General features: G+C 59.7%; 20 protein-coding genes. 13 read left to right on the top strand and 7 right to left on the bottom strand.

The genetic code is table 11. The features are described from left to right. Positions 1 to 34: 34 nt before the first annotated feature. From tolQ to thiD, 10 genes are all read left to right on the top strand, one after another. Positions 35 to 751 carry a protein TolQ gene (gene tolQ, locus ACWNRM_RS01400; protein ID WP_023978581.1) on the top strand — a complete coding sequence of 239 codons (717 nt, stop codon included), beginning with the start codon at positions 35 to 37 and terminating at the stop codon, positions 749 to 751. Positions 752 to 756: 5 nt separating this feature from the next. Continuing rightward, positions 757 to 1,191: a protein TolR gene (gene tolR, locus ACWNRM_RS01395; RefSeq protein ID WP_023978580.1), complete on the top strand. Its 435-nt coding sequence runs from the start codon at positions 757 to 759 to the stop codon at positions 1,189 to 1,191. Positions 1,192 to 1,208: 17 nt separating this feature from the next. Further along, positions 1,209 to 2,204, top strand: coding sequence for an energy transducer TonB (locus ACWNRM_RS01390; protein ID WP_485169150.1), 996 nt, complete (start codon positions 1,209 to 1,211; stop codon positions 2,202 to 2,204). Between the two features lie 46 nt (positions 2,205 to 2,250). Continuing rightward, a complete protein-coding gene (gene tolB / locus ACWNRM_RS01385; RefSeq protein WP_485169149.1) occupies positions 2,251 to 3,630 on the top strand; it encodes a Tol-Pal system beta propeller repeat protein TolB in 1,380 nt (459 codons plus the stop codon). A 276-nt stretch (positions 3,631 to 3,906) separates the two neighbouring features. Beyond that, positions 3,907 to 4,383, top strand: coding sequence for a peptidoglycan-associated lipoprotein Pal (pal, locus tag ACWNRM_RS01380; RefSeq protein ID WP_023978578.1), 477 nt, complete (start codon positions 3,907 to 3,909; stop codon positions 4,381 to 4,383). 259 nt (positions 4,384 to 4,642) lie between these two features. Beyond that, positions 4,643 to 5,503: a tetratricopeptide repeat protein gene (locus tag ACWNRM_RS01375; protein WP_485169148.1), complete on the top strand. Its 861-nt coding sequence runs from the start codon at positions 4,643 to 4,645 to the stop codon at positions 5,501 to 5,503. An 8-nt stretch (positions 5,504 to 5,511) separates the two neighbouring features. Beyond that, positions 5,512 to 6,801 carry a tRNA lysidine(34) synthetase TilS gene (gene tilS / locus ACWNRM_RS01370; protein ID WP_485169147.1) on the top strand — a complete coding sequence of 430 codons (1,290 nt, stop codon included), beginning with the start codon at positions 5,512 to 5,514 and terminating at the stop codon, positions 6,799 to 6,801. Positions 6,802 to 6,966: 165 nt separating this feature from the next. Then, complete coding sequence (gene ftsH / locus ACWNRM_RS01365; RefSeq protein ID WP_485169309.1) at positions 6,967 to 8,889, top strand: ATP-dependent zinc metalloprotease FtsH; 1,923 nt, start codon at positions 6,967 to 6,969, stop codon at positions 8,887 to 8,889. Positions 8,890 to 8,998: 109 nt separating this feature from the next. Then, entirely contained in the window at positions 8,999 to 10,366 is a 1,368-nt protein-coding gene (gene glmM, locus ACWNRM_RS01360; protein ID WP_485169146.1) for a phosphoglucosamine mutase, read from the top strand. Continuing rightward, positions 10,366 to 11,157: a bifunctional hydroxymethylpyrimidine kinase/phosphomethylpyrimidine kinase gene (gene thiD, locus ACWNRM_RS01355; protein ID WP_485169145.1), complete on the top strand. Its 792-nt coding sequence runs from the start codon at positions 10,366 to 10,368 to the stop codon at positions 11,155 to 11,157. The genes glmM and thiD overlap by 1 nt, the downstream gene beginning before the upstream one ends. On the opposite strand, the gene ACWNRM_RS01350 is transcribed toward thiD, so the two are convergent. Beyond that, positions 11,149 to 11,892, bottom strand: coding sequence for a response regulator transcription factor (locus ACWNRM_RS01350; RefSeq protein WP_485169144.1), 744 nt, complete (start codon positions 11,890 to 11,892; stop codon positions 11,149 to 11,151). The two genes, thiD and ACWNRM_RS01350, sit on opposite strands and share 9 nt — an antisense overlap. Positions 11,893 to 12,406: 514 nt before the next feature. On the opposite strand from ACWNRM_RS01350, the gene ACWNRM_RS01345 reads away from it, so the two are divergent. After that, complete coding sequence (locus ACWNRM_RS01345) at positions 12,407 to 12,715, top strand: hypothetical protein (protein ID WP_485169143.1); 309 nt, start codon at positions 12,407 to 12,409, stop codon at positions 12,713 to 12,715. A 91-nt stretch (positions 12,716 to 12,806) separates the two neighbouring features. Here ACWNRM_RS01345 and ACWNRM_RS01340 read toward each other — a convergent pair whose 3' ends face one another. The 6 genes from ACWNRM_RS01340 to ACWNRM_RS01315 form a co-directional block, all read right to left on the bottom strand. Then, positions 12,807 to 13,226 (bottom strand): hypothetical protein, encoded by a 420-nt coding sequence (locus tag ACWNRM_RS01340; RefSeq protein ID WP_485169142.1) that lies wholly within the window; start codon positions 13,224 to 13,226, stop codon positions 12,807 to 12,809. Positions 13,227 to 13,297: 71 nt separating this feature from the next. Then, complete coding sequence (locus tag ACWNRM_RS01335; protein ID WP_485169141.1) at positions 13,298 to 13,825, bottom strand: hypothetical protein; 528 nt, start codon at positions 13,823 to 13,825, stop codon at positions 13,298 to 13,300. After that, positions 13,822 to 15,063 (bottom strand): aminopeptidase, encoded by a 1,242-nt coding sequence (locus ACWNRM_RS01330; RefSeq protein WP_485169140.1) that lies wholly within the window; start codon positions 15,061 to 15,063, stop codon positions 13,822 to 13,824. Before ACWNRM_RS01330 ends, ACWNRM_RS01335 begins: the two co-directional genes overlap by 4 nt. A gap of 86 nt (positions 15,064 to 15,149) precedes the next feature. Then, complete coding sequence (locus ACWNRM_RS01325) at positions 15,150 to 15,434, bottom strand: hypothetical protein (protein WP_485169139.1); 285 nt, start codon at positions 15,432 to 15,434, stop codon at positions 15,150 to 15,152. 124 nt (positions 15,435 to 15,558) lie between these two features. Continuing rightward, on the bottom strand, positions 15,559 to 16,626 hold the full coding sequence (locus ACWNRM_RS01320) for a pyridoxal phosphate-dependent aminotransferase (RefSeq protein WP_485169138.1): 1,068 nt from the start codon (positions 16,624 to 16,626) through the stop codon (positions 15,559 to 15,561). Continuing rightward, a complete protein-coding gene (locus ACWNRM_RS01315; RefSeq protein WP_485169137.1) occupies positions 16,623 to 17,138 on the bottom strand; it encodes an ankyrin repeat domain-containing protein in 516 nt (171 codons plus the stop codon). The genes ACWNRM_RS01320 and ACWNRM_RS01315 overlap by 4 nt, the downstream gene beginning before the upstream one ends. A gap of 1,421 nt (positions 17,139 to 18,559) precedes the next feature. Between ACWNRM_RS01315 and tkt the strand changes: the two genes are divergently transcribed. After that, positions 18,560 to 20,680 carry a transketolase gene (gene tkt, locus ACWNRM_RS01310; protein WP_485169136.1) on the top strand — a complete coding sequence of 707 codons (2,121 nt, stop codon included), beginning with the start codon at positions 18,560 to 18,562 and terminating at the stop codon, positions 20,678 to 20,680. A 157-nt stretch (positions 20,681 to 20,837) separates the two neighbouring features. Further along, positions 20,838 to 23,705 (top strand): bifunctional transaldolase/phosoglucose isomerase, encoded by a 2,868-nt coding sequence (locus ACWNRM_RS01305; protein WP_485169135.1) that lies wholly within the window; start codon positions 20,838 to 20,840, stop codon positions 23,703 to 23,705. The last annotated feature ends 72 nt before the right edge of the window (positions 23,706 to 23,777 follow it).

Raw genomic sequence — 23,777 nt, 5'->3', positions numbered from 1 at the left:
GGCGTGACGCAGAACGAAGCCTCAGGAGGTTTTTTTGGATCGAGCGGTAAATGCGGCTGACCTTGGGGCCGCCGCTTCTGGTTTGTCACCGTTGGACTTGTTCCTGCATGCATCCATTGTGGTGCAGCTGGTCATGGTGGGGCTGATCTTGTGCAGCGCCTTCGTCTGGGCCGTGATCATCGAGAAGATCATCCTGATTCGCCGCGTCAATCGCGAGGCGACAGAATTTGAGGATCGCTTCTGGTCCGGTGGCAGCCTGGAGGATCTTTATGATTCCGACGGTGCAAAGCCGCTCCACCCGATGGCTGCCGTCTTTGGTGCGGCCATGGGCGAATGGCGCCGCTCCGCCCGCATCACGGGGATTGATCTTGCACGCGGTGGTGTGCGTGATCGCGTGGATCGCGCGATCAACATCACGGTTGCCCGTGAAATGGATCGGCTGAGCCGTCGCGTGGTGGCGCTTGCCACGATTGGTCCCGTCGCGCCGTTTGTCGGTCTGTTCGGCACGGTGTGGGGCATCATGCACGCCTTCGGCTCGATCGCGGCCATGCACAACACGAACCTCGCTGTTGTGGCCCCCGGTATTTCCGAGGCCCTTTTTGCAACGGCAATCGGCCTTGTCACAGCAATTCCGGCCTATGTGGCCTATAACGTGACCAGCTCTGCCCTTGATCATTTCGCCGAGCGCATGGATGCGTTCGGTACCGAATTTGCCGCGATCCTGTCGCGACAGTCGGAAGAGCGGAGCTAAGACCCATGGGCATGTCTGCAGGGGGCGGCCCCGCACGCGGCCGCAGGCGACGCCCGGCGTCGGAAATCAACGTCACACCGCTGGTGGACGTCATGCTTGTGCTGCTCATCATCTTCATGGTGACAGCCCCCATGATGACGAGCGGTGTGAATGTCGATCTGCCCAAGACCGATGCCAGCCCGCTCAATGCTGATACCAAACCCATAACGGTCTCGATCAAGGCCGATGGCGGGACGTATCTGGGAGATGATCCGGTTTCGGCCGACCAGCTCGTCGCCCAGCTTCAGCAGGCCGCACAGAACGACAAGGAGCATCGCATCTTCGTCCGCGCTGATGCTCATATCAATTACGGACAGGTGATGGACATCATGGGGAAGATCACCTCAGGTGGCTTCACGCACGTGGCGCTGCTCGCCCAGCAGCCCGCCGCGGGCCAGTAACCAGAGGAGAAGCAGCCTTGCTGCGTCCCCGTCGGTCCGATGTCCGGCGCTTCCGCTATGCGCTGGGAGCGTCGGTTGCAGCGCATGCGCTGTTCATCGGCTTCCTTCTCGTGCGGCTGCCCATGAGCAAGCCTCCCGAGCCCCCCGAACCGCCGCCAATCGAAATGGCTTTCGAGGATTCCGGTCCTCCCGCCACGCCGCACAAGGCCGATACGCCAGCACCCAAGCCAGCGCCAGCGCCAGCCCCGACGCCGACAGATGCGCCGCCGGCGCCTACGCCGCCGACTCCTCAGCCTGTTGAGGAGCCGCCGCCGCCTGCACCGCCGCCGCCGCCTATTCCGCCACCGGCGGAGAGCAAGACGCCGCCCCTGCCTGACGTGAAGACACCGCAGAAAATGGATGACGACTCGGCCGAGCCTATCAAGGCCTCGCCGCCCAAGCCGTCTCCCCCTTCCGCATCAAAGCAGGTCGCGCCGCCTTCGCCGCAGACACAGCCAGTGGACAAGCTGCCTGAAACGCCCACCTTCTCGCATATCACGCAGCCCAACGCGGCGAAGAAGACCCAGGCGGATTCGCACTCGCTGCTCGCGACGCTCGACGCCCTGCGTGCTGACCAGAAGCAGACGCATCCGCCGAAGGCGCGTGCCAACCCGCAGCAGGGCGGGGCGCCCAACGGGGGTGGTGCGCCAAATGGCGACATCACGAACGCGCTGAGTTCTGCCCAGCAGAAGGCAATTGGTGGCTCGGTGCGCCGGTGTTATTCGGAAGATACCGAAGCGCGTAATTATGCCTCATTTAGCGCGCATCTGATCGTGACGATCGATGCGACCGGAGAGGCGAGAATGGCGCGTTTTGCTCCCGATACCCAGGCGAAGGCAGCTTCCGACCCGTCCTATCGGGCGCTGGCCGAGCGTGCACGTGATGCCGTGCTCAGCCCGACCTGCTCGAAACTTCCCATCCCCTCGAACCTTCTGGGCAAGACGCACGAGCTCAAATTCGTGTTCCGCCCCTGAGGTTTTCAGGTTCATGATCCTCCCAGACCGCAAGAGACCCGCATTCATGTCACGCGATACGTTCAGTTTCGACAGGCCCCTGCTGACCGACGACCAGGCGCAGAGCCTCTCCTCCCTGTTCTCACGACGCTCGGTTCTCGGCGCGTCCCTTGCTGCTGGTGGCTTGCTGGCCACGCCGATTGGCGCCTTCGCGCAGAATGCCGCTGGCAATGCGCCCGGTGAGGCGGAGATTACAGTCGATCAGGCCCGTACAGCGCCTATTCCCATCGCCATCCCGTCTTTTGGTCCCGGGCTGGGTGAGCAGATCACCAGTGTGGTCTCTGCCGATCTCGACAGTACCGGCCTGTTCACGATCCTGCCCGGCTCCTCTGGCACGCCGGATTTTGCTGCGCTCAAGGCGCAGGGTGCACGCGCTGCTGTCACCGGGAGTGCTGCGGGTTCGAGCAGCACGCGCGTCGAGATGCGTCTTTGGAACGTTCTGACAGGCGAGCAGATTCAGGGCACAGCCTATACGGCCTCGGCTGGTAACTGGCGTCGCATTGCCCATACGATTGCTGACGTGATCTATGAGCGCATGCTGGGTGAGAAGGGCTATTTCGATACGCGCATTGCGTATATCGCCCGTACTGGCCCGCGCCATCACCAGATCACGCGTCTTGCTGTGATGGATCAGGACGGCGCCAACAGCCACATGCTGACCTCGGGTCAGTGGCTGACGCTCACACCGCGTTTCAACCCGGTGCGCGACCAGATTGCGTTCATGTCCTACGCCAATAACCGTCCGCGCGTTTATACGTTCGATCTCGGCTCGGGCAGCCAGCGTATGTTGGGCGAATTTGAGGGTATCTCCTTTGCCCCGCGTTTTTCCCCCAATGGCAGCCAGGTTGTGCTCTCTGCAACGCGCGGTGGTGGGTCGGACATTTTCGTTGTCGATCTCGGATCGGGCTCCAAGCGTCAGATCACCAATTCCGGTGCGATCGATACGAGCCCGTGCTTCAGCCCTGACGGCAGCCAGATCGTGTTCAACTCCGACCGTGGTGGATCGCCGCAGCTCTACATCATGAGCGCTTCGGGTGGCGGCGCGCGTCGTATTTCCTACGGTCACGGCACATACGGGTCGCCGGTCTGGTCGCCGCGTGGTGATGTGATTGCCTTTACCCGTATTGCCAATGGTCGCTTCTTGCTTGGTGTGATGGGGCCTGATGGAACGGGAGAACGCATCCTGACCGAGGGCTTCACGGTCGAGAGCCCGACCTTCTGTCCGAATGGTCGCGTGATCGCCTTCTGCCGTCAGTCGGCAGCCGGGGCAGGGGGCGCCGGGTTCTCCAGTGGAATCGGCACGATCGATATCACCGGATTCCATGAGCGTCCCATACGCACCAGCACGGGTGCTTCTGATCCGGCCTGGTCGCCGCTTCAGGGCTGAACAAAGCCGTGAGGCTGTGTCTCTGATGCCGCTTTTTGTGGCGTCGGGGACACTAATTCTGAATTTCTAATGAAATCCACGCGACTTGGCGCGCGATGGTACTCATGCCGCTTGACCGCGCTTCGCGGGAATGAGTATGGCCGATCTTGGTCGTCGGGATCGGTAAGGCCCAATGGTTATGGTAACCAGCAAGCAAAACGGGAACTCCGACCTTCGTAATTAGTTGTCGTCACGCTTCCTGGTCCCGGATGGGGACTATATTCAGGGTTGGCAAAAATGAATTTCAAGCTTCTCGGTGCGCTTGGCCTTGCAGTCGTTCTGGCTGCATGCTCGGATGAATCAAACAAGGGTGCATCGACCGGTGCAGGCGCTACGGCTCAGGAAACCGGCGCTGCGCCCGGTAGCGAAGCCGATCTGGTTGCCAATGTCGGCGATCGCGTCTTCTTCGACCTGAACCGCAACACGCTCTCCAGCGATGCACAGGCAACTCTGGACAAGCAGGCAGCATGGCTCGCCCGCTACCCGCAGGTCAGCGTCGAAATCGCTGGTAACTGCGATGACCGAGGCACGGAAGAGTACAACATTGCGCTCGGCCAGCGTCGTGCGAATGCGGCTCGTGACTATCTGGTTGCCAAGGGCGTTGCTCCTTCGCGCATCACGACGATCTCCTACGGCAAGGACCGTCCGACCGCTGATGGTGACGACGAGCAGGCATGGGCTCAGAACCGTAACGCGATCACCTCGGTCAAGTAATCGGTTCGAGACTGCCGGGTTGTTCGTGGTTCTGACCTGATTTTTCACGTCAGCGCCTCGACAACCTGCCAAGTCTGACGATTGATTCTCCTCTGTGTCCTGCAGGGGATGAATTCGGATCTGGCGAAACCGGCTGGTGCTTTGGCATCAGCCGGTTTTGTTTTATGGAACGTCTGATTTACAAGTTCTTTTGAGCTATACGGCGAAGGATCATGCGCGGCATGATGCCAGCCATCACGATCTGACCGAAGGATGCGCCATGCGCGGTGCCCGAGTTTCCCGCTTCCTCATTCTCTCAACCGTCGCCGCTGCAACAGGGCTTGGGCTCTCACCTGCTCAGGCTCAGGTCACGAGCCGCGAGGGTATCGCGCTGCAAAACCAGATCCAGCAGCTCTCGCAGCAGCTTCAGCAGGTGCAGTCCAGTGCATCCTCCGTGCCGGTGAGTGGCAATGCCGCACCTGCCGTCAGTTCGGGCAACGGCGATCTCGTTTCCCAGCTTCTGCAGCGTGTCTCGACGCTTGAGAACGAAAACCGGGAGATGCGCGGAGAGCTCGATCAGCTGACCAATCAGGTCCAGACGCAGAATGCGACGCTCACCAAGCAGATTGGCGATATGCAGTTCGCCGCGCAGAATGGAGCCAGTGGCGCTGCGGCAGGCGCTGCAACCAGTGCTGGCGCCATGACTGCGCCAGCCACTCCCAGTGCGCCACCCGCAGCGCCCGCGGATAAACCGGCGACTGCGCTGGATCTGCTCAAATCCGGTCAGGCTGCCCTGAAGAGCCGTGACTATGCCACGGCACAGAGCAATGCCGAGCAGGCGCTGAAACTGGCCAAGACGGCCAATGGGAAGCTCGAATCGCAATTCCTGCTCGCCCAGTCTCTTGCGGGGCAGAAGCAGTATCGCGATTCCGCTGTGGCTTATTACGACGCTTATAATCGCTCCCCCAAGTCCGCACGCGCGCAGGAAGCCTTGCTTGGCGTCTCTGCCTCCATGCTGGCAATGGGCGACAAGAACTCGGCCTGTCAGGCCTTGCAGAAGCTCGATTCCGAGTTTCCTTCGCCCACACCACGCGTGAAGGCTGCCGTCACAAGCTTCAAGGGCCGTGCCAACTGTCACTGAGCGGGCTGATGCCTGAAGATGAAACTGCGAGCCGGTCATTCCAGCCGGGTGCAGGGCCCATCGTGGCAGGGGAGTTTGCGGCCCTCATGCAGGGTTTCGGGGCTTTTCCATTCGATGACCCCCGCTTTCCAATAGGTGTCGCAGTTTCGGGTGGTGCAGATAGTCTCTGTCTTGCCTGGTTGCTGCGACGCTGGCGCCGTGCCGTCAGGGCGTTTGTTGTCGATCATGGTTTGCGGGAAGCCTCCGCAGCCGAGGCTGCGCTGACAGCGTCCAGACTTGAAGCGCTCGATATCCCTGTGAGCGTTCTGCGCATTCAGGCGCTTGATGGCACGCGACGATTGCAGGAGAACGCAAGGGCTGCCCGTTACCAGATCCTCGCCGAGGCTTGCGCCGCTCATGGTATCCTCGACCTTGCATTGGGGCATCATGCCGGCGATCAGGCGGAGACCTTCCTTATGCGCAAGGCGCATGGAAGCACACCCTATGGCCTTGCTTCCATGGCGCTCAGTCGTGAGACGCCGCATCTGCGCTATCTTCGCCCTCTGCTGTCGATTGCGCCGGAGCGGCTTCGTGCCACACTGCAGGCGCATAAGATAGAATGGGTGGAAGATCCCAGTAACCAGAAGCGCTGCTTCGAGCGTGTCCGTATCCGGCAGGGTATGGATGCTGCGACGCGGCGCGATACGCTGATCGAGGCAGGCCCTTACGGGGTGCTACGCAACAGGCGATCGGAGGCCGTTGCGCGTTGGCTTGCCTCGATCCGCCTCGATCCTGCCGGGTATGCCGTCATGGCGGCTTTACCCGATGACCCGGGCCTCCTGGGGCAGCTCTGGCAGATGATATCTGGCGCGGCTTATCCCCCTTCTCCACCGGATATGGCCGCATTGATCGCCTCGCCGTGTCCGCTGACGCGATCAGGGTCTATCCTGTTCAAGGCAGGACGGTATGGCGACGGATGGATCCTTGCACGCGAGGCGGCGGCGATCCGTGCGCAGTCAGCTTTGTGTCAGGGGCTCTGGTGGGACAGGCGCTTCAAGGTGCGGGGGGTGCCCCTGCAGCCCGGGCTGAGTGTCGGCGCCCTAGGGCCGGAATCCTGCCGCTATCGCCACCATCCACTTCCTTCGCGCGTGCTGGCTGCCCTTCCGGCACTTTGGCGAGGGGGTAGTGTCGTGGGTGTGCCGACGTTGGGTGAGGGTATTTCACGAGGCTGGCCCGGTTTTGAACTCGTGTTTGAGCCCGCCGCCAGTCTGAGTGACCGGTCAAGATGGCCTGAATACCGGGAAACCGTGAAAACTTGATCGGCAGGGGGTGGGAACGTCCCCCCAAATGCTTATGTTATGAGAAAGATCAACGCTGTTGTCGGTTTAAGGCAGCAGACGAGGCTACCGAAGCCGACGTTTCTCCTAGAGAGTGCGCCGGTCGCATGGCCTGGCACCTGTTATTTGGAAACAATAGAGACCGTGATGAACAATTTTGGCCGCAATCTGGCACTCTGGGTGATCATCATCGTTCTGGCGTTGTTGCTTTTCCTGGCGTTTCAGCCGACGGGAAGCCAGCACGCAGCGCAGCAACTCGCCTATTCCGATTTCGTGACGGATATTGATGAAGGCAAGGTGCGCTCTGTCGTCGTGCAGAACCAGAACATCACAGGCACCCTGAAGGACGGCACGTCTTTTGAGACCTATGCACCGGTCGACCCTGGCCTGGTGCCACGAATGACAGGCAAGGGCGTAGAGGTTGTTGCCAAGCCGCTCGATGCGGATGGCAGCCCTATCCTGCGCGCCGTCACGAGCTGGCTGCCGATGATTTTCCTCCTGGGTATCGGTATCCTGTTCTTCCGGCAGATGCAGTCGGGCAGTGGCCGGGCTATGGGCTTCGGAAAGTCGCGTGCCCGTCTCCTGACCGAGAAGCAGGGGCGCGTCACGTTCGATGACGTTGCCGGTATCGATGAGGCAAAGGGAGAGCTCGAGGAGATTGTCGAGTTTCTGAAGGACCCGCAGAAATTTACCCGTCTGGGCGGCAAAATTCCCAAGGGTGCCCTGCTTGTTGGCCCGCCGGGCACGGGTAAGACCCTGCTCGCACGCGCTATTGCTGGCGAGGCCAATGTACCGTTCTTCACGATCTCCGGTTCGGACTTCGTCGAGATGTTTGTGGGTGTCGGTGCTTCGCGTGTGCGCGACATGTTCGAGCAGGGGAAGAAATCGGCGCCGTGCATCATCTTCATTGACGAAATCGATGCCGTTGGCCGTCATCGTGGCGCAGGTCTGGGTGGCGGCAATGACGAGCGTGAACAGACCCTCAACCAGATGCTGGTGGAGATGGACGGGTTTGAGAGCAATGAGGGCGTGATCCTTATTGCAGCGACAAACCGTCCTGACGTGCTCGACCCTGCCTTGCTCCGCCCCGGTCGTTTCGATCGTCAGGTTGTGGTGCCGAACCCGGATGTTGCGGGGCGTGAGAAGATCCTGCGCGTCCATATGCGCAAGGTACCGCTGGCTTCGGATGTTGATCCCAAAGTGATTGCACGTGGTACGCCGGGATTTTCTGGTGCCGACCTTGCCAATCTGGTCAATGAGGCCGCTCTGCTCGCTGCCCGTCTGGGCAAGCGCACCGTGGCAATGCTCGAATTCGACAATGCCAAGGACAAGGTTCTGATGGGCGCCGAACGTCGCTCACTGGCCATGACCGAGGACGAGAAGAAGAAGACAGCGTACCATGAAGGCGGCCATGCCATCTGTGCGCTGCTGACTGCCGGTTCCGATCCTATTCACAAGGCGACCATCATTCCGCGTGGCCGTGCTCTCGGTATGGTTCAGATCCTTCCAGAGGGTGATCGTCTGAACATGAGCCGGACCCAGCTCAAGGCGCAGCTCGTGCTGGCCATGGGTGGCCGTGCTGCTGAAGAGATCATCTTCGGCGCCGAAAATGTTGAGACCGGTGCCTCTGGTGACATCAAGATGGCGACGAATTACGCGCGCCGCATGGTCACTGAGTGGGGCATGAGCGAGAAGCTCGGCATGGTTGCTTACGGAGACAATGGTCAGGAGGTGTTCCTGGGGCACTCGGTGACCCAGAACAAGAACGTGTCCGAACAGACCGCTATGGAAATCGATCGTGAGATCCGGGTTCTGATCGATACCGCCTATCAGCAGGCTCACGCGCTCTTGCTGGAGCATATCGACGCGCTGCACCGGATCGCGAAGGCGCTTCTGGAATACGAAACGCTGTCTGGTGATGAGGTCGCGCGTGTGCTGCGTGGTGAGGAAATTACCCGCATAGAGGTGGATGACGCGGCCCCTGAGAACCGTCGCTCATCAGTCCCGACGGTCAAAGCCAAGGCGGCGGGCTCGACAGAAGCGCTGGATCCGTCTCCGCAGGCGGGTTGAGCCGTTCAACGGTTGAGGAGAGGGGGCGCAAGCCCCCTTTTTTCGTATGGCGCGGTGTGCTTGAAGAACGTCATGTCTTGCGCGCAAGCAAGCGACAGGAAGGGCGATTATGAGCAAGCAATCCAATCCAGGCCGCAAGCTGTTTGGCACTGACGGAATCCGTGGAAAGGCGAACAGCTTCCCAATGACCGTGGATGTGGCTCTTCGGCTCGGTCAGGCAGCTGGACTCCATTTTCGTCGTGGTGCCCATCGCCACAGCGTGGTGCTGGGTAAAGACACGCGACTCTCGGGCTACATGATCGAAAGCGCCCTGGTCTCAGGCTTTCTGTCAGCCGGTATGGATGTCATCCTTGTAGGGCCGCTGCCTACACCTGCCATTGCCATGCTGACGCGTTCCTTGCGGGCCGATCTGGGAGTGATGATTTCCGCCTCTCACAACCCGTTCGGTGATAATGGGATCAAACTATTTGGTCCCGACGGCTTCAAGCTCTCCGATGAGGTCGAGGCGGAAATTGAGTCCATGATGGCTCAGGATCTGACGGATCAGATGGCGTCCCCGGAGGAAGTGGGGCGGGCATCAAGGCTTAATGACGCTGCCGGGCGTTATATCGAGGCTGCCAAGGCCTCTTTCCCCAAAGGGTCACGACTTGATGGATTGCGTATCGTGCTGGACTGCGCCAACGGCGCGGCTTACCGCGTCGCGCCAACGGCTTTGTGGGAACTCGGCGCGGAAGTCATCAAGATCGGGTGCGAGCCAAATGGTGTAAATATCAACGCTGGGTGTGGATCGACTCATCCCGAGGCCCTTCAGCAGGCGGTGCTCGAAAACAAGGCCCATCTTGGTATCGCGCTGGATGGCGACGCTGATCGCCTCATAATCGTCGATGAACAGGGACGAATTGTTGATGGTGATCAGATTCTTGGTCTGATTGTCCTGTCCCTTCAGAAAAATCATCGTCTTGGCAGTGATGATGCGGTCGCGACGGTCATGTCGAATCTCGGCCTCGAGAGGAAGCTCGCCCAGCATGGGATTACGCTGCATCGTACAGCGGTGGGAGACCGCTACGTGGTCGAGAAAATGCGTCAGCATGCTATCAAACTTGGTGGCGAGCAGTCCGGTCACATGATCCTGTCTGACTTCGCGACCACTGGTGACGGGCTTATAGCTGCGTTGCAGGTCCTCGCTGTGCTGGTCGAGGATGGGCGACCCGCCAGCGAGATTTTGCGTGTTTTTGAGCCGTTTCCCCAGTTGCTCCGTAACGTGCGCTATCGGGGTGGAGATCCGCTCTCGACGGAACTTCTTGCACAGGCAAGGCTGGAGGCGGAAAAGCGTCTTGAGGGCAAGGGGCGCCTCGTGCTGCGCAAGAGCGGTACTGAACCCCTGATTCGAGTCATGGCTGAAGCGGAGGATTCCGCCTTGGTGGAGGAAGTCGTCGCACTGATCTGTGATGCCGTGCACAGAGCGGTTGCCGTCTGATGCAAGGTCGGGTGCTGATCGTGGCAGGAAGTGATTCCGGGGGTGGGGCCGGGATTCAAGCCGACATCAAGACCGTGACAGCCCTTGGTGGTTTTGCCACGACAGCGATTACTGCGGTCACTGCACAAAATACCTTCGGTGTCAGCCGGATCGACTACATGTCACCCGAGATGGTGGCCGAGCAGATGAAGATGGTGCTCGACGATATCGGCGCAGATATCATCAAGCTTGGTATGCTTGGCAATGCTGCGATCATGCAAGCCGTCGACGACGTATTGAGTTCCTACCCAGCGATACCCTGTGTAATGGATCCGGTTATGGTGGCCACCAGTGGTGCGCGATTGATGACGCCAGATGGCGAGGCCATGCTGACGCGTCTTTACGCGCGGTGTTTCATGCTCACCCCTAACCTTCCTGAACTCGAGGCTCTGAGTGGGAAGACGCTCTCGACCGAAAGAGAGATGGCCGATGCAGCGCACACCTTCGCACGCACCCACGAGATTGAGTGGATCCTGGCAAAAGGTGGTCATCTGGTTGGGCCAAACGTTACAGATATTCTGATCGGGCAGAATGCGACGTATCCTTACTCAGATACGAGGTTGGAAACGCTTCATACGCACGGGACCGGGTGCACATTGGCGAGCGCCATTGCGACCGGTCTTGCTCAGGGTCTCAGCGTGGAAAGTGCAGTGGCGCGTGCGCGCCTCTACGTCAGACAGGCCATTTTGCAGGCCCCCGCTTATGGTCAGGGAAAAGCGCGCCCAATGAACCATTTCCCACAATCATGGTGAGGGCTGAAGTGCGGCAATATGATGTGGCGTCTGTTCAGACGGGGGAATGACCGACACCGGCCGGGTGTCGTCCCGGAGGACATAGCCACGCCCCCAGACCGTGCCAATCATCTGGCCGGCTCCGAATTGCTGCAATTTGCGACGCAGCTTGCAGATAAACACATCGATGATCTTCATCTCGGGCTCATCGATACCCCCGTAGAGGTGGTTGAGAAAGGCGTCCTTCGTCAGGACGTTGCCGCGCCTCAAAACCAGAAGTTCCAGTATGGCATATTCCTTGCCTGTCAACTGAACCTGATGCCCGTTGACGGATGCGCTCTTGGCGTTCAGGTCAAGGGAGAGAGGGCCGACCGTCATGACGGTCGTACTGAACCCTCTGGAGCGACGTAATACCGCCTGCAAACGTGCAAGCAATTCTTCTGTGTCGAATGGTTTTGTTATGTAATCATCGGCACCCGCATGGAGTGCCTTTATTTTTGCCTGTGCGCGGGTCATTGCGCTGAGTACTATAATTGGTGTGTGTATTTGCGTCTTGCGGACGCGTCGGATGACTTCGTAACCCTCAAGATCTTCGAGAGTCAGTTCTGTCAGAGCAAGGTCATAGTCATAATGGCGCAGCATATCGATTGCTTCATGCCCGGTTTGCGCATGATCAACAGTAATACCGCCCTGCGTGAGTGTTTTGATCAGCGCTTGAGCCGTTGTCTGTTCGCTTTCCACAAGAAGGAGGCGCATCTCATCAATCTCCAGGGTTGATGATTGCTAGTTACTACCTAAGGTTGCTGCCCGCAAGGAAAATACTTTCTTCGCGTGCAAAACATTTCCTCAGGTAGTTAATGACTCTTTAACGAATTAACCATACAATTTCTGCAAGAAAAAATATTTGTCTTCCAAAAATACTACGCCGCACTTGGAGATTTCTGTTTGGTATTGAAAGTTTTTTCAATGCTAACACCAGGTTATTTAACGATGGTTAACGAATGATGGCATGTACCGGTCAGGCCATGGGATTGTAATTACTCATATGCGCGCTCAGGTTGTAATGCCATAATTCCCACCTCACATCTCTCTGACTTCAGAGATAGGAAAGTGGGTGCCGTGCAAATTATCGTACTACTTTATAACTTTCGATGTCGGTAGTTGCTTGATCGAGAGGCTGGAACTGGCGTCAATGTCAGTGGGCCTGCAATGAAAAGTGAGCACTGTGCAAATAAGGAAAAGCACCCGGTTGCAGAGATGGTATGAACTGATGGATCGTGCTCAGGCACTCACTGCCGTCCTGCGTCGCGAAACGGGCGTTCGCCACGCGAGGCGTAGTGCCGAAGCTGCCATTGTTGATGCTGAACGCAACATACTCGACTCGAATGATGAGGACAGTAAGGTCGAGGGGTTCGTCAATTGGCTGCCCGAGGCGCGCTCAGTCATTGAAAGAGCCAGGCTGGATGAACGAGAGGTAGCGATCGACGTAGCCGTAGCCTATCAAGCCTATATTCAGGCAAAAACTGCCATACGGCGGGCAAAGCCGGCAGACGTAGCGGATGAAGCGCCCCTCACATAGCCGAGTGCCTGCAAGTTTCAGGGTGAAACAACTTAGATCGCTCTGCGGGACACGGCTCGGAACTGGGCGATTCGTCTCGTTTCTCAGGTGATTAAAGGGTTTTTTCATCGCCCCCCGCGCTCAGCCAAGGGCGACTGCCGATGATCACGCACGCAACCGGATGGGTGGCGTCGCGCAGAAAGGAAAGATAGGTCGATCCACCATCGTCGAACAGGTCGGTACGGGCGCTGAGGATGGCGCTGACCACACCGGCTTCGCGCGTCGCGAGTGTCTCGGCAGCATGACCCATAAGGCGCTGCACGGCCTTCTCAAGGGCAGTGAGAAGATCACCTTTGTCCCTGCCACACTCCCCGAAACGCGCGTGCATGCGATCCCAGTCTTCGCGAGAGATGAACGCCGGAATACCATTCTCAGGTGTCTGGCGCTCCGCCCGTAAAAGCTGTCCGGTTTGTGCCAGGCCGAGGATATCGGCCTCGGGCAGGGTTGCCGGGTCGAGGGCAAATTCCTTCATGTCCTGCTACTTTCTGCGTCAAAAATATCCGGACCTGGCGTGGCCCGGATATGATGTTCAGTATGCCCGGTTCAGTTATCCTGACCCTGCATCTGCCCCGGTGGTGTTCCCATGGCCTGCATCAGTGCAGTCACTTGATCCGGATGGGCGTGAAAGAGGGCAATATTGGCCGGGTTCGGCGCAGGTAGGCCTGCGGGCAGAGGCTGACCATTTGTCGCAGCAACTGTCATCCCGAAGGCGGTCATGCCCATCACGAACGTCTCTGGCGTGAAGCCGTGTGCGCTCAGGATGGCAGGCAGACCCGGGATGGATTGCATCTGGGCGATTGTCGCCCGCAGCGACATCTGGGTGGAATTGGGCGGCCGGATATTGGCCGCCTGAAGCGCCTGGACCGTCTGTGCTGCACGCGGCATGAAGTCGGCAGGCAGGGGATAACCCAGCCCTGCCTCGATATCCTGCCTCATTTCGGGCGGGATGCTCTGCTGGCTTTGCGCACCAGCGGGCGCGTTCTGCGCCAAGGCGTTTGCTGCAACCAGAGAAGGTGAGGCGCCAAGCGCGAAGCCTAGCGCGGCGAGTCTTGTAAGGTGCATTTTCATCATACCCACGCCCCCTTGCGCATCAGCGGTGTCGCCGTGCCGTCCTCAGCCAGACCATCAAGGTCGATCTTGTCCGAGCCGATCATCCAGTCGATATGGATCATGCTCGTATTGGCACCGCGGGCAGCGAGCATCTCAGCCGATGCCCCTTCGGTGTCGAACAGGCATTTGGTGTAGGCCTGACCAAGCGCAATATGGCTCGAAGCATTTTCATCGAACAGCGTGTTGCGAAACAGGATGCCGGTGTCCGAGATGGGCGAGGCATGGGGTACCAGAGCCACTTCGCCAAGGCGGGCGGCGCCTTCATCTGTTTCCAGAATCCGGCGTAGCGCGTCTTCTCCCTTCCCGGCATGGGCCTCGATGATACACCCCTCGGCAAAGGTCACGCGGATTTCGTCGATCAGCGTGCCCTGATGAAAGAGCGGCTTGGTGCTTGAAACGTGTCCGCTCACCCGATGGCTGTGAGGCGTTGTAAAGACTTCTTCTGTCGGGATATTCGGGTTGCAGTCGATCCCGTTTGTCGTGCGCTCGGCACCGCCTGCCCAGGCATGACCATCCGCAAGGCCTACCGTCAGATCCGTGCCGGGGCCGGTGAAGTGCAGGGCATGAAAGCGGCGCTCATTCAGCATCGCCGCCTTGGCATGCAAGGTTGCATTATGCTGCTTCCAGGCAATGACAGGATCAGCCGCATCCAGTCGGGACGAGGCGAATATGGCGTTCCAGAGTCGGTCCTGCGCTTCCTGCGTCGGCAGATCGGGAAAGACCTGCGCAGCCCAGCTGGCTGTTGCATAGGCAACAATCGTCCAGTTGGTATCAAAGCGCGTGATGATCTCCATCGCCTCACGGCTGGCACGCGATGCGGCGCGGCTTGCGCGCGACACGCGGGCCGGATCCTGCCCGTTAAGCAGGGTCGGGTTGCTGCCGGTAATGGCGAGACGCGCAGCACCTTCCCGATAAGCCCGTGCAATGCCATCCGCCATCCACTGGGCGCTCTTGTCGAGGCTCTCATCGGAGGCAAAGCGATAGCGTGCCAGCGTTGCCTCATCATCGGCATATTGCGTTGTGACGAGGCTCGCGCCGGCGCGATAGGCGTGCTCGGTGATGCGGCGCACCAGCGAGACGGCCTCCAGCGGCGCGGAAATCACCAGTTCCTGACCGGGCTGGAGATTCAGCCCGATGCGAACGGCAACTTCGCCGAGTCTGTCGAGACGCTCGGTGAATGAGAGGGTGGCTTCAGACATCACGTTTCTCCTGCGGGGCAAGCCTTTGTTCGACTCCGGGTCAGCGCCCTGCTCACTTGAGGTGAGGGGCGCCTGATCGAACGAGATTACTCGCCAAATGTCTCGGCATGATGGGCGCGGCGCGGCGCACGGCGCTGGCGTTCGTTGCGCTGCGACTTGTCCTGCGACGCGGGCTTGTCATTGCGTGGTGCGGTTCGGATCTCGACCTCGAGCTCGCGGATACGACGCTGCACACTTTCCTTGAGCGAGGGCGAAGTATGCGGCTTCATCGTCGCGAGCGTTTCCTTGAGGTCACGCAGCTGCTTCTGCTTCTCGGCGAGATTGCGCCGGATGGGCTGGTTGTCTGAAAGCTGTCCTGTGTACGAACGCATCGTGAAATCTCTTTATCTGCCCGGTCAGCCCGGGACTCGTTTTTCGGCATGGAACCAGACCGGCGACTCATCGCGCCGGGCCAGTCCCGTCATGTGAAGGTCAGAAGGGTGACTGCGCTGATAGTCAGCGCGCGGTCAGACCCATTGAAGCGAGCGCCTCGATCAGGCGGCTCATCTCATCATCCGTGCCGATCGTGATGCGAAGCCAGTCGCGTATGCGAGGGGCACTCAGCTGCCGGACAATGATGTGGCGCTCCCGAAGCCCAACCAGCAGATCGCCAGCCTTGTGCGCGGGGTGATGCACAAGAACGAAATTGGCACAGGAAGGCAGAATGTCAAAGCCCAACCCGCTCATGGCCTGCACAAACCTGTCGCGGCTCGCCATGACTCGTCCGGTGGTCGAGGCCAACCACGTCGTATCGGCAATGGCGGCAGAGGCCCCGGCCTGGGCGAGACGGCTGAGCGGGTAGGAATTGAAGCTATCCTTGACCCGGATCAATCCCTCAATCAGGTCCGGGTGGCCTATGGCGTAACCAACCCGCAGCCCCGCGAGAGCACGCGACTTCGAAAGGGTCTGCACAACCAGCAGATTGTCATGCTTCCGGGTGAGGGACACAGCAGACTCGGCGCCAAAATCAACATAGGCTTCGTCAATGATGATCGTACGGTCAGGCTGCAGCGTTGCAAGGCGTGAGATTGCCTCGAGTGACAGGGCGTGCCCGGTATTGGCGTTGGGATTGGCAATCGCGATGCCGCCGCACGGAATGGCATAATCCTCGATATCGATCTCGAAGCGCGCGTTGAGCGGTATTTCTTGATAGGGCTGACCGAACAGACCGCAATAGACGGGATAGAACCCATAGCTCACATCGGCAAAGAGCATGGGCGCTTCCGGTGCGATCAGCGCCCGGAAGGCATGGGCCAGCACTTCGTCAGACCCGTTACCGACAAACACGCGTTCCGGCACCATGTCATAGACCGATGCAATGGTCTGGCGCAGATCACGGGCTGTCGGGTCCGGGTAGAGCCGCAGACTATCATTGCAGCCTTCCTGCATGACACTCAGCGCGGCCGGGCTCGGTCCGTAGGGAAGCTCGTTGGTGTTGAGCTTCAGGATATCGGTGAAATGCGGCTGCTCGCCCGGGATATAGGGGTGCAGGTCCGCAACCAGCGGGTTCCAGAACCGGCTCATGAGAAATCCGCTTCGCTTGAGGTGAAAAGATGGCTCTGGCCATGCGATTCCGCGATATCGAGCACGGACAGGCCTTCTGCATCACGATGGGCAGGATTGGCGCCCTTCGAGAGCAGAAACCGCACCATATCCTGACGTCCGAACATGACGGCAAACATGAGCGGCGTGCGGCCCAGATGGCTGGGTATATCGAGACTGGCGCCTGCACTGACGAGCAGTTCGGCCACGGCAAGATGCCCCTTGAAGGCGACCCCCGACAGGGCTGTCGCACCTTTTGCATCCTGCGTGTCAGGGTTGGCGCCGCGTTCGAGAAGCAGCGCCGTCGCGGGCAGGACGCCATTATAGGCCGCGACGATCAAAGCCGTGTAGCCGCGGCTGTCCTGTGCATCGACTGCCATGCCTGCATCGAGAAATTGCGTCAGCATGTCGGTGTCGTCCACGCGGGCGGCATCGATGAAAAGCGCGGTGATCTGTTCTGGCGAAAAACTGCCTGCCGGCATCATCTCGGTCATCGTGGGGTTGAGACTCTCATTCCTGAACTGGCGCGGTCACGGGGATCGCAGAGAGAAATCATAGCCGAGCCCCGGTCGATCCGAAAGAAGCCCTGTAGATTTAGATGGCTCGTGTCCTATGGTGACTTGCCCTCTGATGCTGCGCCCTAAGCGCGCCTTGCGAGGAAATCGGGCAATGCAACGAGCCTGTTTGGGTCGGGCTGTGGAGCAGGGGGACAAGAGCTGCTATTCTTCAGATGGACCGTCGCAAATGGTGGGCTCGCTTATGTCTTGCCATCGCTCGATAGCTGACGATTCTTCTCTGCTCGGGAGCTCTCTGGAGGTCGCGCGGAGCGTCTCGTAGGTCATTGGGTGCCGATGCGAGGCAGCCCGAGATAAAGCGCCCCGAGCCGTTGGCCATTATCGTTTCAGGGCCGTAAGCAGGTGGTATTGATACCGGACGCGACCGGGCGCCTCAGAGGGTGGAGGAACGCCTTGATGCATGGCCCTGCTGACGCGGGGCGCGCCGTCACGGGAGCGAGGATCGCAACGCCTTATTATTCCTTTGTCATGATGATGCACCCGACCCGTGCACGCGTGAGTGGGGTGGCACCTTCCCGCCGCCATGCGTGTTGATCGTCACAAGAAGGTGGTCTGGCTGGAATTCGCGTTCGCGGGAAGTGGATGATGGGGAGCTCTCCAACCAAGTGCGCGTCGGGGCAAAATGTTGAAGGGGCTGGCGGCGCGAGGGGCAGGCCGGGGCAGTCCGTCGAAGCGCCGACTACCCGGTCACCTTAGTGCCAGACAACCTGTGTAGGATATATGGGTTTCACGGCGGCCCGGCCAGCAGCGCCCTCTGCGAGAAAAGTGAAACAGACGGGCGTCAGGTTTGTGAGCTGCTTAATCTCGATTTCATCGCTCATCATGAAGATCGTGTGACAACCCCGGCGGACCGCCGACACGCCCTGGGCGGACCGTCGGGCGGGGAAAAGCGATAAGCGGCGGGTTCACAGCAACTCCATCTATTGTTGCGCGGCCCCAGTTGAGACCGATGCGCGGCAAATCCTGCAAATTTTCGTGTAGTCGAGCAGTCGTGATGGTTTTGGCTCTAGCACAATGTGGGCAATGGGCGTTTTATGCGCAACGCAATGTATTGCCTGGCCGGTAGGCTTCAGTCTGGTTTCAATGCTGTCGGGAATTTGAGGCAATATGTGCAGTCCAGCGGAACATCGCGCTGACCAGGGCGTATGGTCAGGGTGTTTGGAAACCGCCTCCCCACGGTGCGCCGTGCAAGGTGAGGATGGGCGCTGACTCTGCATGGTCGCCGATACGAAAAGGATCCCCGATGGGGTTGTCTCGGACAGCAAACCGGTCTTGAACATTGGTGTCTGTCCGGCTGATGGTTTTCCATCGCAGAGAGTTAATTCGGAGGTCGATTTTTGATGCGTTCTTGTAGCAACCCGTCCGCGTTCGGCGCGGAAACCGGTGGAGCGGCCGGCGCCAGTGTCTCTGACATCGCGCAGCTGAGCATCAACACCATCCGCACCCTGTCGATGGATGGTGTGGAAAAGGCCGACTCAGGCCATCCGGGAACGGCCATGGCGCTGGCTCCTGTCATGTACACCCTCTGGCAAAATGACCTGAAATACGATCCGGCCGATCCGCTTTGGCCCGGCCGCGACCGTTTCGTGCTGTCCGTCGGTCACGCGTCGATGCTGCTGTATTCGACGATCTACCTGACCGGCATTCGCGATGTGGTGAAGGACAAGGTTCTCGACAGCCCGTCGCTGACCCTCGAAGATCTCAAGCAGTTCCGTCAGCTGAATTCCAAGACCCCTGGTCATCCGGAATTCCGCCACACCTCCGGCGTTGAGACCACCACCGGCCCGCTGGGTCAGGGCTGTGGCAACTCCGTCGGTATGGCAATGGCCGAGAAGTATCTCGCTGCCCATTACAACCGCCCCGGCTTCGATCTGTTCGACTACCACACCTATGTGTTCTGTGGTGACGGCGACATGATGGAAGGCGTTTCGTCCGAAGCGGCTTCGATGGCGGGTCACCTGGGTCTGGGCAATCTGATCTGGCTGTATGACTCCAACCAGATCTCGATCGAAGGCTCCACCAATCTTGCCTTCACGGAAAACGTGGCTGAGCGTTTCCGCGCCTATAAGTGGCACGTGGTGACGGTCAACGATGTCAATGACATCGATGCTGTCAGCAAGGCCCTTGAGGAAGCCCGCTCGGTCAAGGATCGTCCGAGCCTCATCGTGATGCACACGGTGATTGGTTTCGGTGCCCCCAAGAAGGCCGGTACGGCCTCTGCCCATGGCGAGCCGCTTGGCGAAGAAGAAATCGCCGGTGCCAAGAAGGCCTATCACTGGCCCTGGACCGATGCTTTCCATGTGCCGGAAGGCGTTCTTGAGCACTTCCAGGAAGGCCTCGGCAAGCGCGGTGCCAAGGCGCGTGCGGAATGGCATGCCCTGTTTGACCGCTACACCAGCGAATATCCGAAGGAAGCCGCCGAGCTGCGCGCGATCTTCGAGCGTCGTCTGCCGGAAGGCTGGGACAAGGATATCCCGGTCTGGGAAGCCGACGCCAAGGGTATTGCCTCACGCGCCAGCTCGGGCAAGCTGATCAACGCCGTCGCCAAGAACATCCCCTGGATGATCGGTGGTTCGGCTGACCTTTCGCCCTCGACCAAGACGAACCTGACCTTCGAGGGTGCTGGTTCGTTCCAGCCGCCGCAGTGGGGTGGCACTTATGGCGGCCGCAATGTTCATTTCGGCATTCGCGAACATGCCATGGGGTCGATCTGCAACGGTATGGCGCTGGCTGGTCTGCGCACCTACGGTTCGGGCTTCCTGATCTTCTCGGATTACATGAAGGCCCCGATCCGTCTGTCGGCTCTTATGGAGCTGCCGGTCATCTACATCTTCACCCATGACTCCATCGGTGTTGGTGAAGACGGTCCGACGCATCAGCCGATCGAGCAGCTGGCCCAGCTGCGCGCCACCCCCGGTATCATGACCATTCGTCCCGGCGACGCCAACGAAGTGTCTGAAGCCTGGCGCACCCTGATCCCGCAGACGCACAAGCCTGCCGTGCTCGTTCTGAGCCGTCAGAACCTGCCGACGCTGGATCGCAGCAAGTATGCTTCCGCCGCTGGTGTAGCGAAGGGCGCTTATGTCCTGGCAAGCTGTGAAGGCAAGCCGGATGTCATCCTGATGGCCTCGGGTTCGGAAGTCTCGCTGGTGGTCGATGCCTACGAGAAGCTGACGGCAGAAGGCATCAAGGCCCGCGTCGTTTCCTTCCCGTCCTTCGACCTCTTCGAGGAGCAGGATCAGGCTTACAAGGACAGTGTGCTGCCGCCGGACGTCAAGGGACGTGTGGCCGTTGAACAGGCTGCCGCCTTCGGCTGGGATCGTTATACCGGCATCGGCGGTTCGATCATCGCGATGAACAGCTTCGGCGCCTCGGCACCGCTCAAGAGCCTTCTCACCAAGTTCGGCTTCACGCCGGAGAAGGTTTACGATGCGGCCCGCGAGCAGGCTGCCCGAAAGTAAGACGACTACCGGGGCCTGACCGCCTCCTCGGCGGTCGGGCCTCTCGGGGCCCTAGCGTGCTTTGGCCCCCTCAATATGAGGTCAGGGTCGGAAGGCCGACCTGAGCTGAGACGGGTATCCACAGGGAACCCGTCAGGTGGACAGACAGGAGTACGTCATGGACGTCGAACAGAAGCAGGGTGCCGCCACGAGCGGAAACCCGCTGCGTGACCTTTCCAAATTTGGCCAGTCACCCTGGCTGGACTTCATCCAGAGATCCTACACTGCCGATGGCAGCCTGAAGAAGCTGGTGGACGAGGACGGCCTGCGTGGCGTGACCTCCAATCCGGCCATCTTCGAAAAGGCGATGGGCTACGGCACGGATTATGACGCCCAGATCAAGGATCTGCTGGCGAAGGAAATCCTCTCCGCCGGTGAGCTCTACGAGAAACTCGCCATCACCGACATCAAGGCGACCGCCAAGGTCATGCACCCGGTATTCGTGCAGACCAAGGGTCTCGATGGTTATGTGAGCCTTGAGGTCTCGCCTTATCTCGCTTTCGACACCAAGGCCACGGCTGACGAAGCCCGCCGTCTGTGGGCTGCCGTGAGCGAAGAAAACCTGATGATCAAGATTCCGGGCACGCCTGAAGGTGTTCCGGCATTCCAGGAAGTCACTTCGGAAGGCATCAGCGTCAACGTCACGCTTCTTTTCTCGCTCGAAGCCTACAAGAATGTTCTTGAAGCCTACATCAAGGGCCTTGAGATCCGTCATGCAGCGGGCAAGGACATCAGCAAGATCGCCAGCGTGGCGTCGTTCTTCGTATCGCGCATCGATGGCAAGATCGACGGTGCCATCGACCGTCGCGTGAAAGAAGGCGACAAGGATGCCGAGGCGCTGAAGGCTCTGCGTGGCAAGGTTGCCATCGCGAACGCCAAGGTTGCGTATCAGCATTATCTCGAAGTCACAGCTTCCGAGCGTTGGAAGAAGCTGGCAGCGGCCGGTGCCAATCCGCAGCGTCTGCTCTGGGCCTCGACCGGCACCAAGGACAAGAGCTTCTCGGACGTTCTTTATGTTGAAGAGCTGATCGGTGAGGACACGGTCAACACCATTCCGCCCGCAACCTTCGATGCCTTCCGTGATCATGGCAAGCTGCGTGCCAGCCTGACCGAAAACGTGGAAGATGCCTTCAAGGTGCTTGAGCAGCAGGCCAAGCTCGGCCTCGACCTCGATGGTGTCACCAAGACCCTCGTAACAGAAGGCTGCGCTTCGTTCTGCGACGCTTTCGACCAGCTGCTTGGGGCGGTAGCAAACAAGCAGGCCACGTTTCTCGGGTCCAAACTGATCGAGCAGAAGACCGACCTTCCGGCCGATCTGAAAGCCGCCTCTGATGCGGTTCTCGAAGACTGGCGCAAGACCGGCAAGGGCCGCAAGCTCTGGGCCAAGGACGCCTCTGTCTGGACAGGTGGTGACGAGGCCAGCTGGCTGAAATGGCTCGACATTGTGGAAGAGCGTCTGGCTCATGTTTCTGAGCTCGAGGCTTTCGCCAGCGAAGTCAAGGCCAAGGGCTTCAGTGACGTGCTGCTGCTCGGTATGGGCGGTTCGAGCCTCGGTCCGGAAGTGATTTCGGAAACCTTTGGCCAGATCGCAGGCTTCCCCAAGCTGCACGTGCTCGACAGCACGGACCCGCAGCAGGTGAAAACCTTCGAGAACGCGGTCGACCTGAAGAACACGCTCTTCATCGTCTCGTCCAAGTCGGGCGGCACGCTGGAGCCGAACATTCTGAAGGCGTACTTCTTCGCCGCTGCCGAAAAGGCGCTCGGTTCGGCCCCTGGCAAGCACTTTGTTGCCGTGACCGATCCTGGCTCGCACATGGAGCAGGTGGCCAAGGGCGATGGCTTCTGGAAAATCTTCTACGGTGAGAAGCAGATTGGTGGCCGGTTCTCCGTGCTGTCCAATTTCGGTCTCGTCCCCGCAGCCGCCGCTGGTCTGAACGTTCGTGCGTTCCTCGAATCGGCTCTGCGTTCCGTGAAGGGCGCCTCGGCCAGCACCCCGCCGGCGCAGAACACGGCGCTTCAGCTCGGTGCCATCCTTGGTGCGGCTGCCACGAAGTTTGGTCGTGACAAGGTGACGATCATCGCTTCGCCTGCGATCTATGACCTTGGTGCGTGGCTTGAGCAGCTTCTGGCTGAATCGACCGGCAAGAAGGGCACTGGCCTGATCCCGATCGATGACGAGACCCTCGGTGCACCGGGCGTTTACGGCAAGGATCGCGTCTTCGCCTATCTGCGCCTGACGGATGCGCCCTGCCCGAACCAGGAAAAGGCCATTGCCGCGCTCGTCGCCGCCGGTGAGCCGGTTGTGACGATCGATCTGGCTGACAAGCTCGATATCGCCCAGGCATTTTTCCATTGGGAATATGCCACGGCCGTTGCAGGCTCGGTTCTGGCAATCGATCCTTTCGATCAGCCGGATGTCGAGTTCAGCAAGATCGAGACCAAGAAGCTCACGACCGCCTTCAACGAGACGGGCAAGCTTCCGGCCGAGACGCCGTTTGCAACTTCGGGTGCGTTCGAGTTCTTCGCTGACGATACCAATGCCAAGGCATTGGGCGGCGGTGATGCGCTGGCAATCCTGAAGGCGCATTTTGGTCGCGTGAAGGCTGGCGACTATGTGGGCGTTCTCGCTTATGTGGAGCGCGATCTGAAGACGCGTGAGTGGATCCAGAACGTTCGTCTCAATCTGCGCGACCAGCTCAAGGTCGCAACGGCAGCCGAATTCGGCCCGCGTTTCCTGCATTCGACCGGCCAGGCCTATAAGGGCGGCCCTAACAGCGGTGTGTTCCTTCAGATCACGGTGGATGATCATGCAGATCTCGCCGTGCCGGGTGAGCGCTTCACGTTTAGTGTGGTGAAGGCAGCTCAGGCACGCGGCGATTTCGACGTGCTGTCCGAGCGCGGCCGTCGCGCCCTTCGTGTGCACATCAAGGGACCGCTTGAAGCTGGCCTCGCCGAACTGGCGACGGTCATCAAGAAGGCCGTCTGAGACTGATGCAATCCGCCCCGCTCCAACGGGGCGGATTGTTTTTTGACGTGGTAGTTAGAGGGCACAGGAAAA

It is taken from the genome of Asaia sp. A2 (assembly GCF_057319415.1).
This window is presented reverse-complemented; position numbering and strand designations above follow the sequence as displayed.

Excerpts from the sequence above, each read along its gene's own strand:
- tolR (WP_023978580.1), top strand. The coding sequence starts at position 757 with ATGGGCATGTCTGCAGGGGGCGGCCCCGCACGCGGCCGCAGGCGACGC.
- tolB (WP_485169149.1), top strand. The coding sequence starts at position 2,251 with ATGTCACGCGATACGTTCAGTTTCGACAGGCCCCTGCTGACCGACGAC.
- pal (WP_023978578.1), top strand. The coding sequence starts at position 3,907 with ATGAATTTCAAGCTTCTCGGTGCGCTTGGCCTTGCAGTCGTTCTGGCT.
- ACWNRM_RS01375 (WP_485169148.1), top strand. The coding sequence starts at position 4,643 with ATGCGCGGTGCCCGAGTTTCCCGCTTCCTCATTCTCTCAACCGTCGCC.
- tilS (WP_485169147.1), top strand. The coding sequence starts at position 5,512 with ATGCCTGAAGATGAAACTGCGAGCCGGTCATTCCAGCCGGGTGCAGGG.
- ftsH (WP_485169309.1), top strand. The coding sequence starts at position 6,967 with ATGAACAATTTTGGCCGCAATCTGGCACTCTGGGTGATCATCATCGTT.
- glmM (WP_485169146.1), top strand. The coding sequence starts at position 8,999 with ATGAGCAAGCAATCCAATCCAGGCCGCAAGCTGTTTGGCACTGACGGA.
- thiD (WP_485169145.1), top strand. The coding sequence starts at position 10,366 with ATGCAAGGTCGGGTGCTGATCGTGGCAGGAAGTGATTCCGGGGGTGGG.
- ACWNRM_RS01350 (WP_485169144.1), bottom strand. The coding sequence starts at position 11,892 with ATGCGCCTCCTTCTTGTGGAAAGCGAACAGACAACGGCTCAAGCGCTG.
- ACWNRM_RS01345 (WP_485169143.1), top strand. The coding sequence starts at position 12,407 with ATGGATCGTGCTCAGGCACTCACTGCCGTCCTGCGTCGCGAAACGGGC.
- ACWNRM_RS01340 (WP_485169142.1), bottom strand. The coding sequence starts at position 13,226 with ATGAAGGAATTTGCCCTCGACCCGGCAACCCTGCCCGAGGCCGATATC.
- ACWNRM_RS01335 (WP_485169141.1), bottom strand. The coding sequence starts at position 13,825 with ATGATGAAAATGCACCTTACAAGACTCGCCGCGCTAGGCTTCGCGCTT.
- ACWNRM_RS01330 (WP_485169140.1), bottom strand. The coding sequence starts at position 15,063 with ATGTCTGAAGCCACCCTCTCATTCACCGAGCGTCTCGACAGACTCGGC.
- ACWNRM_RS01325 (WP_485169139.1), bottom strand. The coding sequence starts at position 15,434 with ATGCGTTCGTACACAGGACAGCTTTCAGACAACCAGCCCATCCGGCGC.
- ACWNRM_RS01320 (WP_485169138.1), bottom strand. The coding sequence starts at position 16,626 with ATGAGCCGGTTCTGGAACCCGCTGGTTGCGGACCTGCACCCCTATATC.
- ACWNRM_RS01315 (WP_485169137.1), bottom strand. The coding sequence starts at position 17,138 with ATGACCGAGATGATGCCGGCAGGCAGTTTTTCGCCAGAACAGATCACC.
- tkt (WP_485169136.1), top strand. The coding sequence starts at position 18,560 with ATGCGTTCTTGTAGCAACCCGTCCGCGTTCGGCGCGGAAACCGGTGGA.
- ACWNRM_RS01305 (WP_485169135.1), top strand. The coding sequence starts at position 20,838 with ATGGACGTCGAACAGAAGCAGGGTGCCGCCACGAGCGGAAACCCGCTG.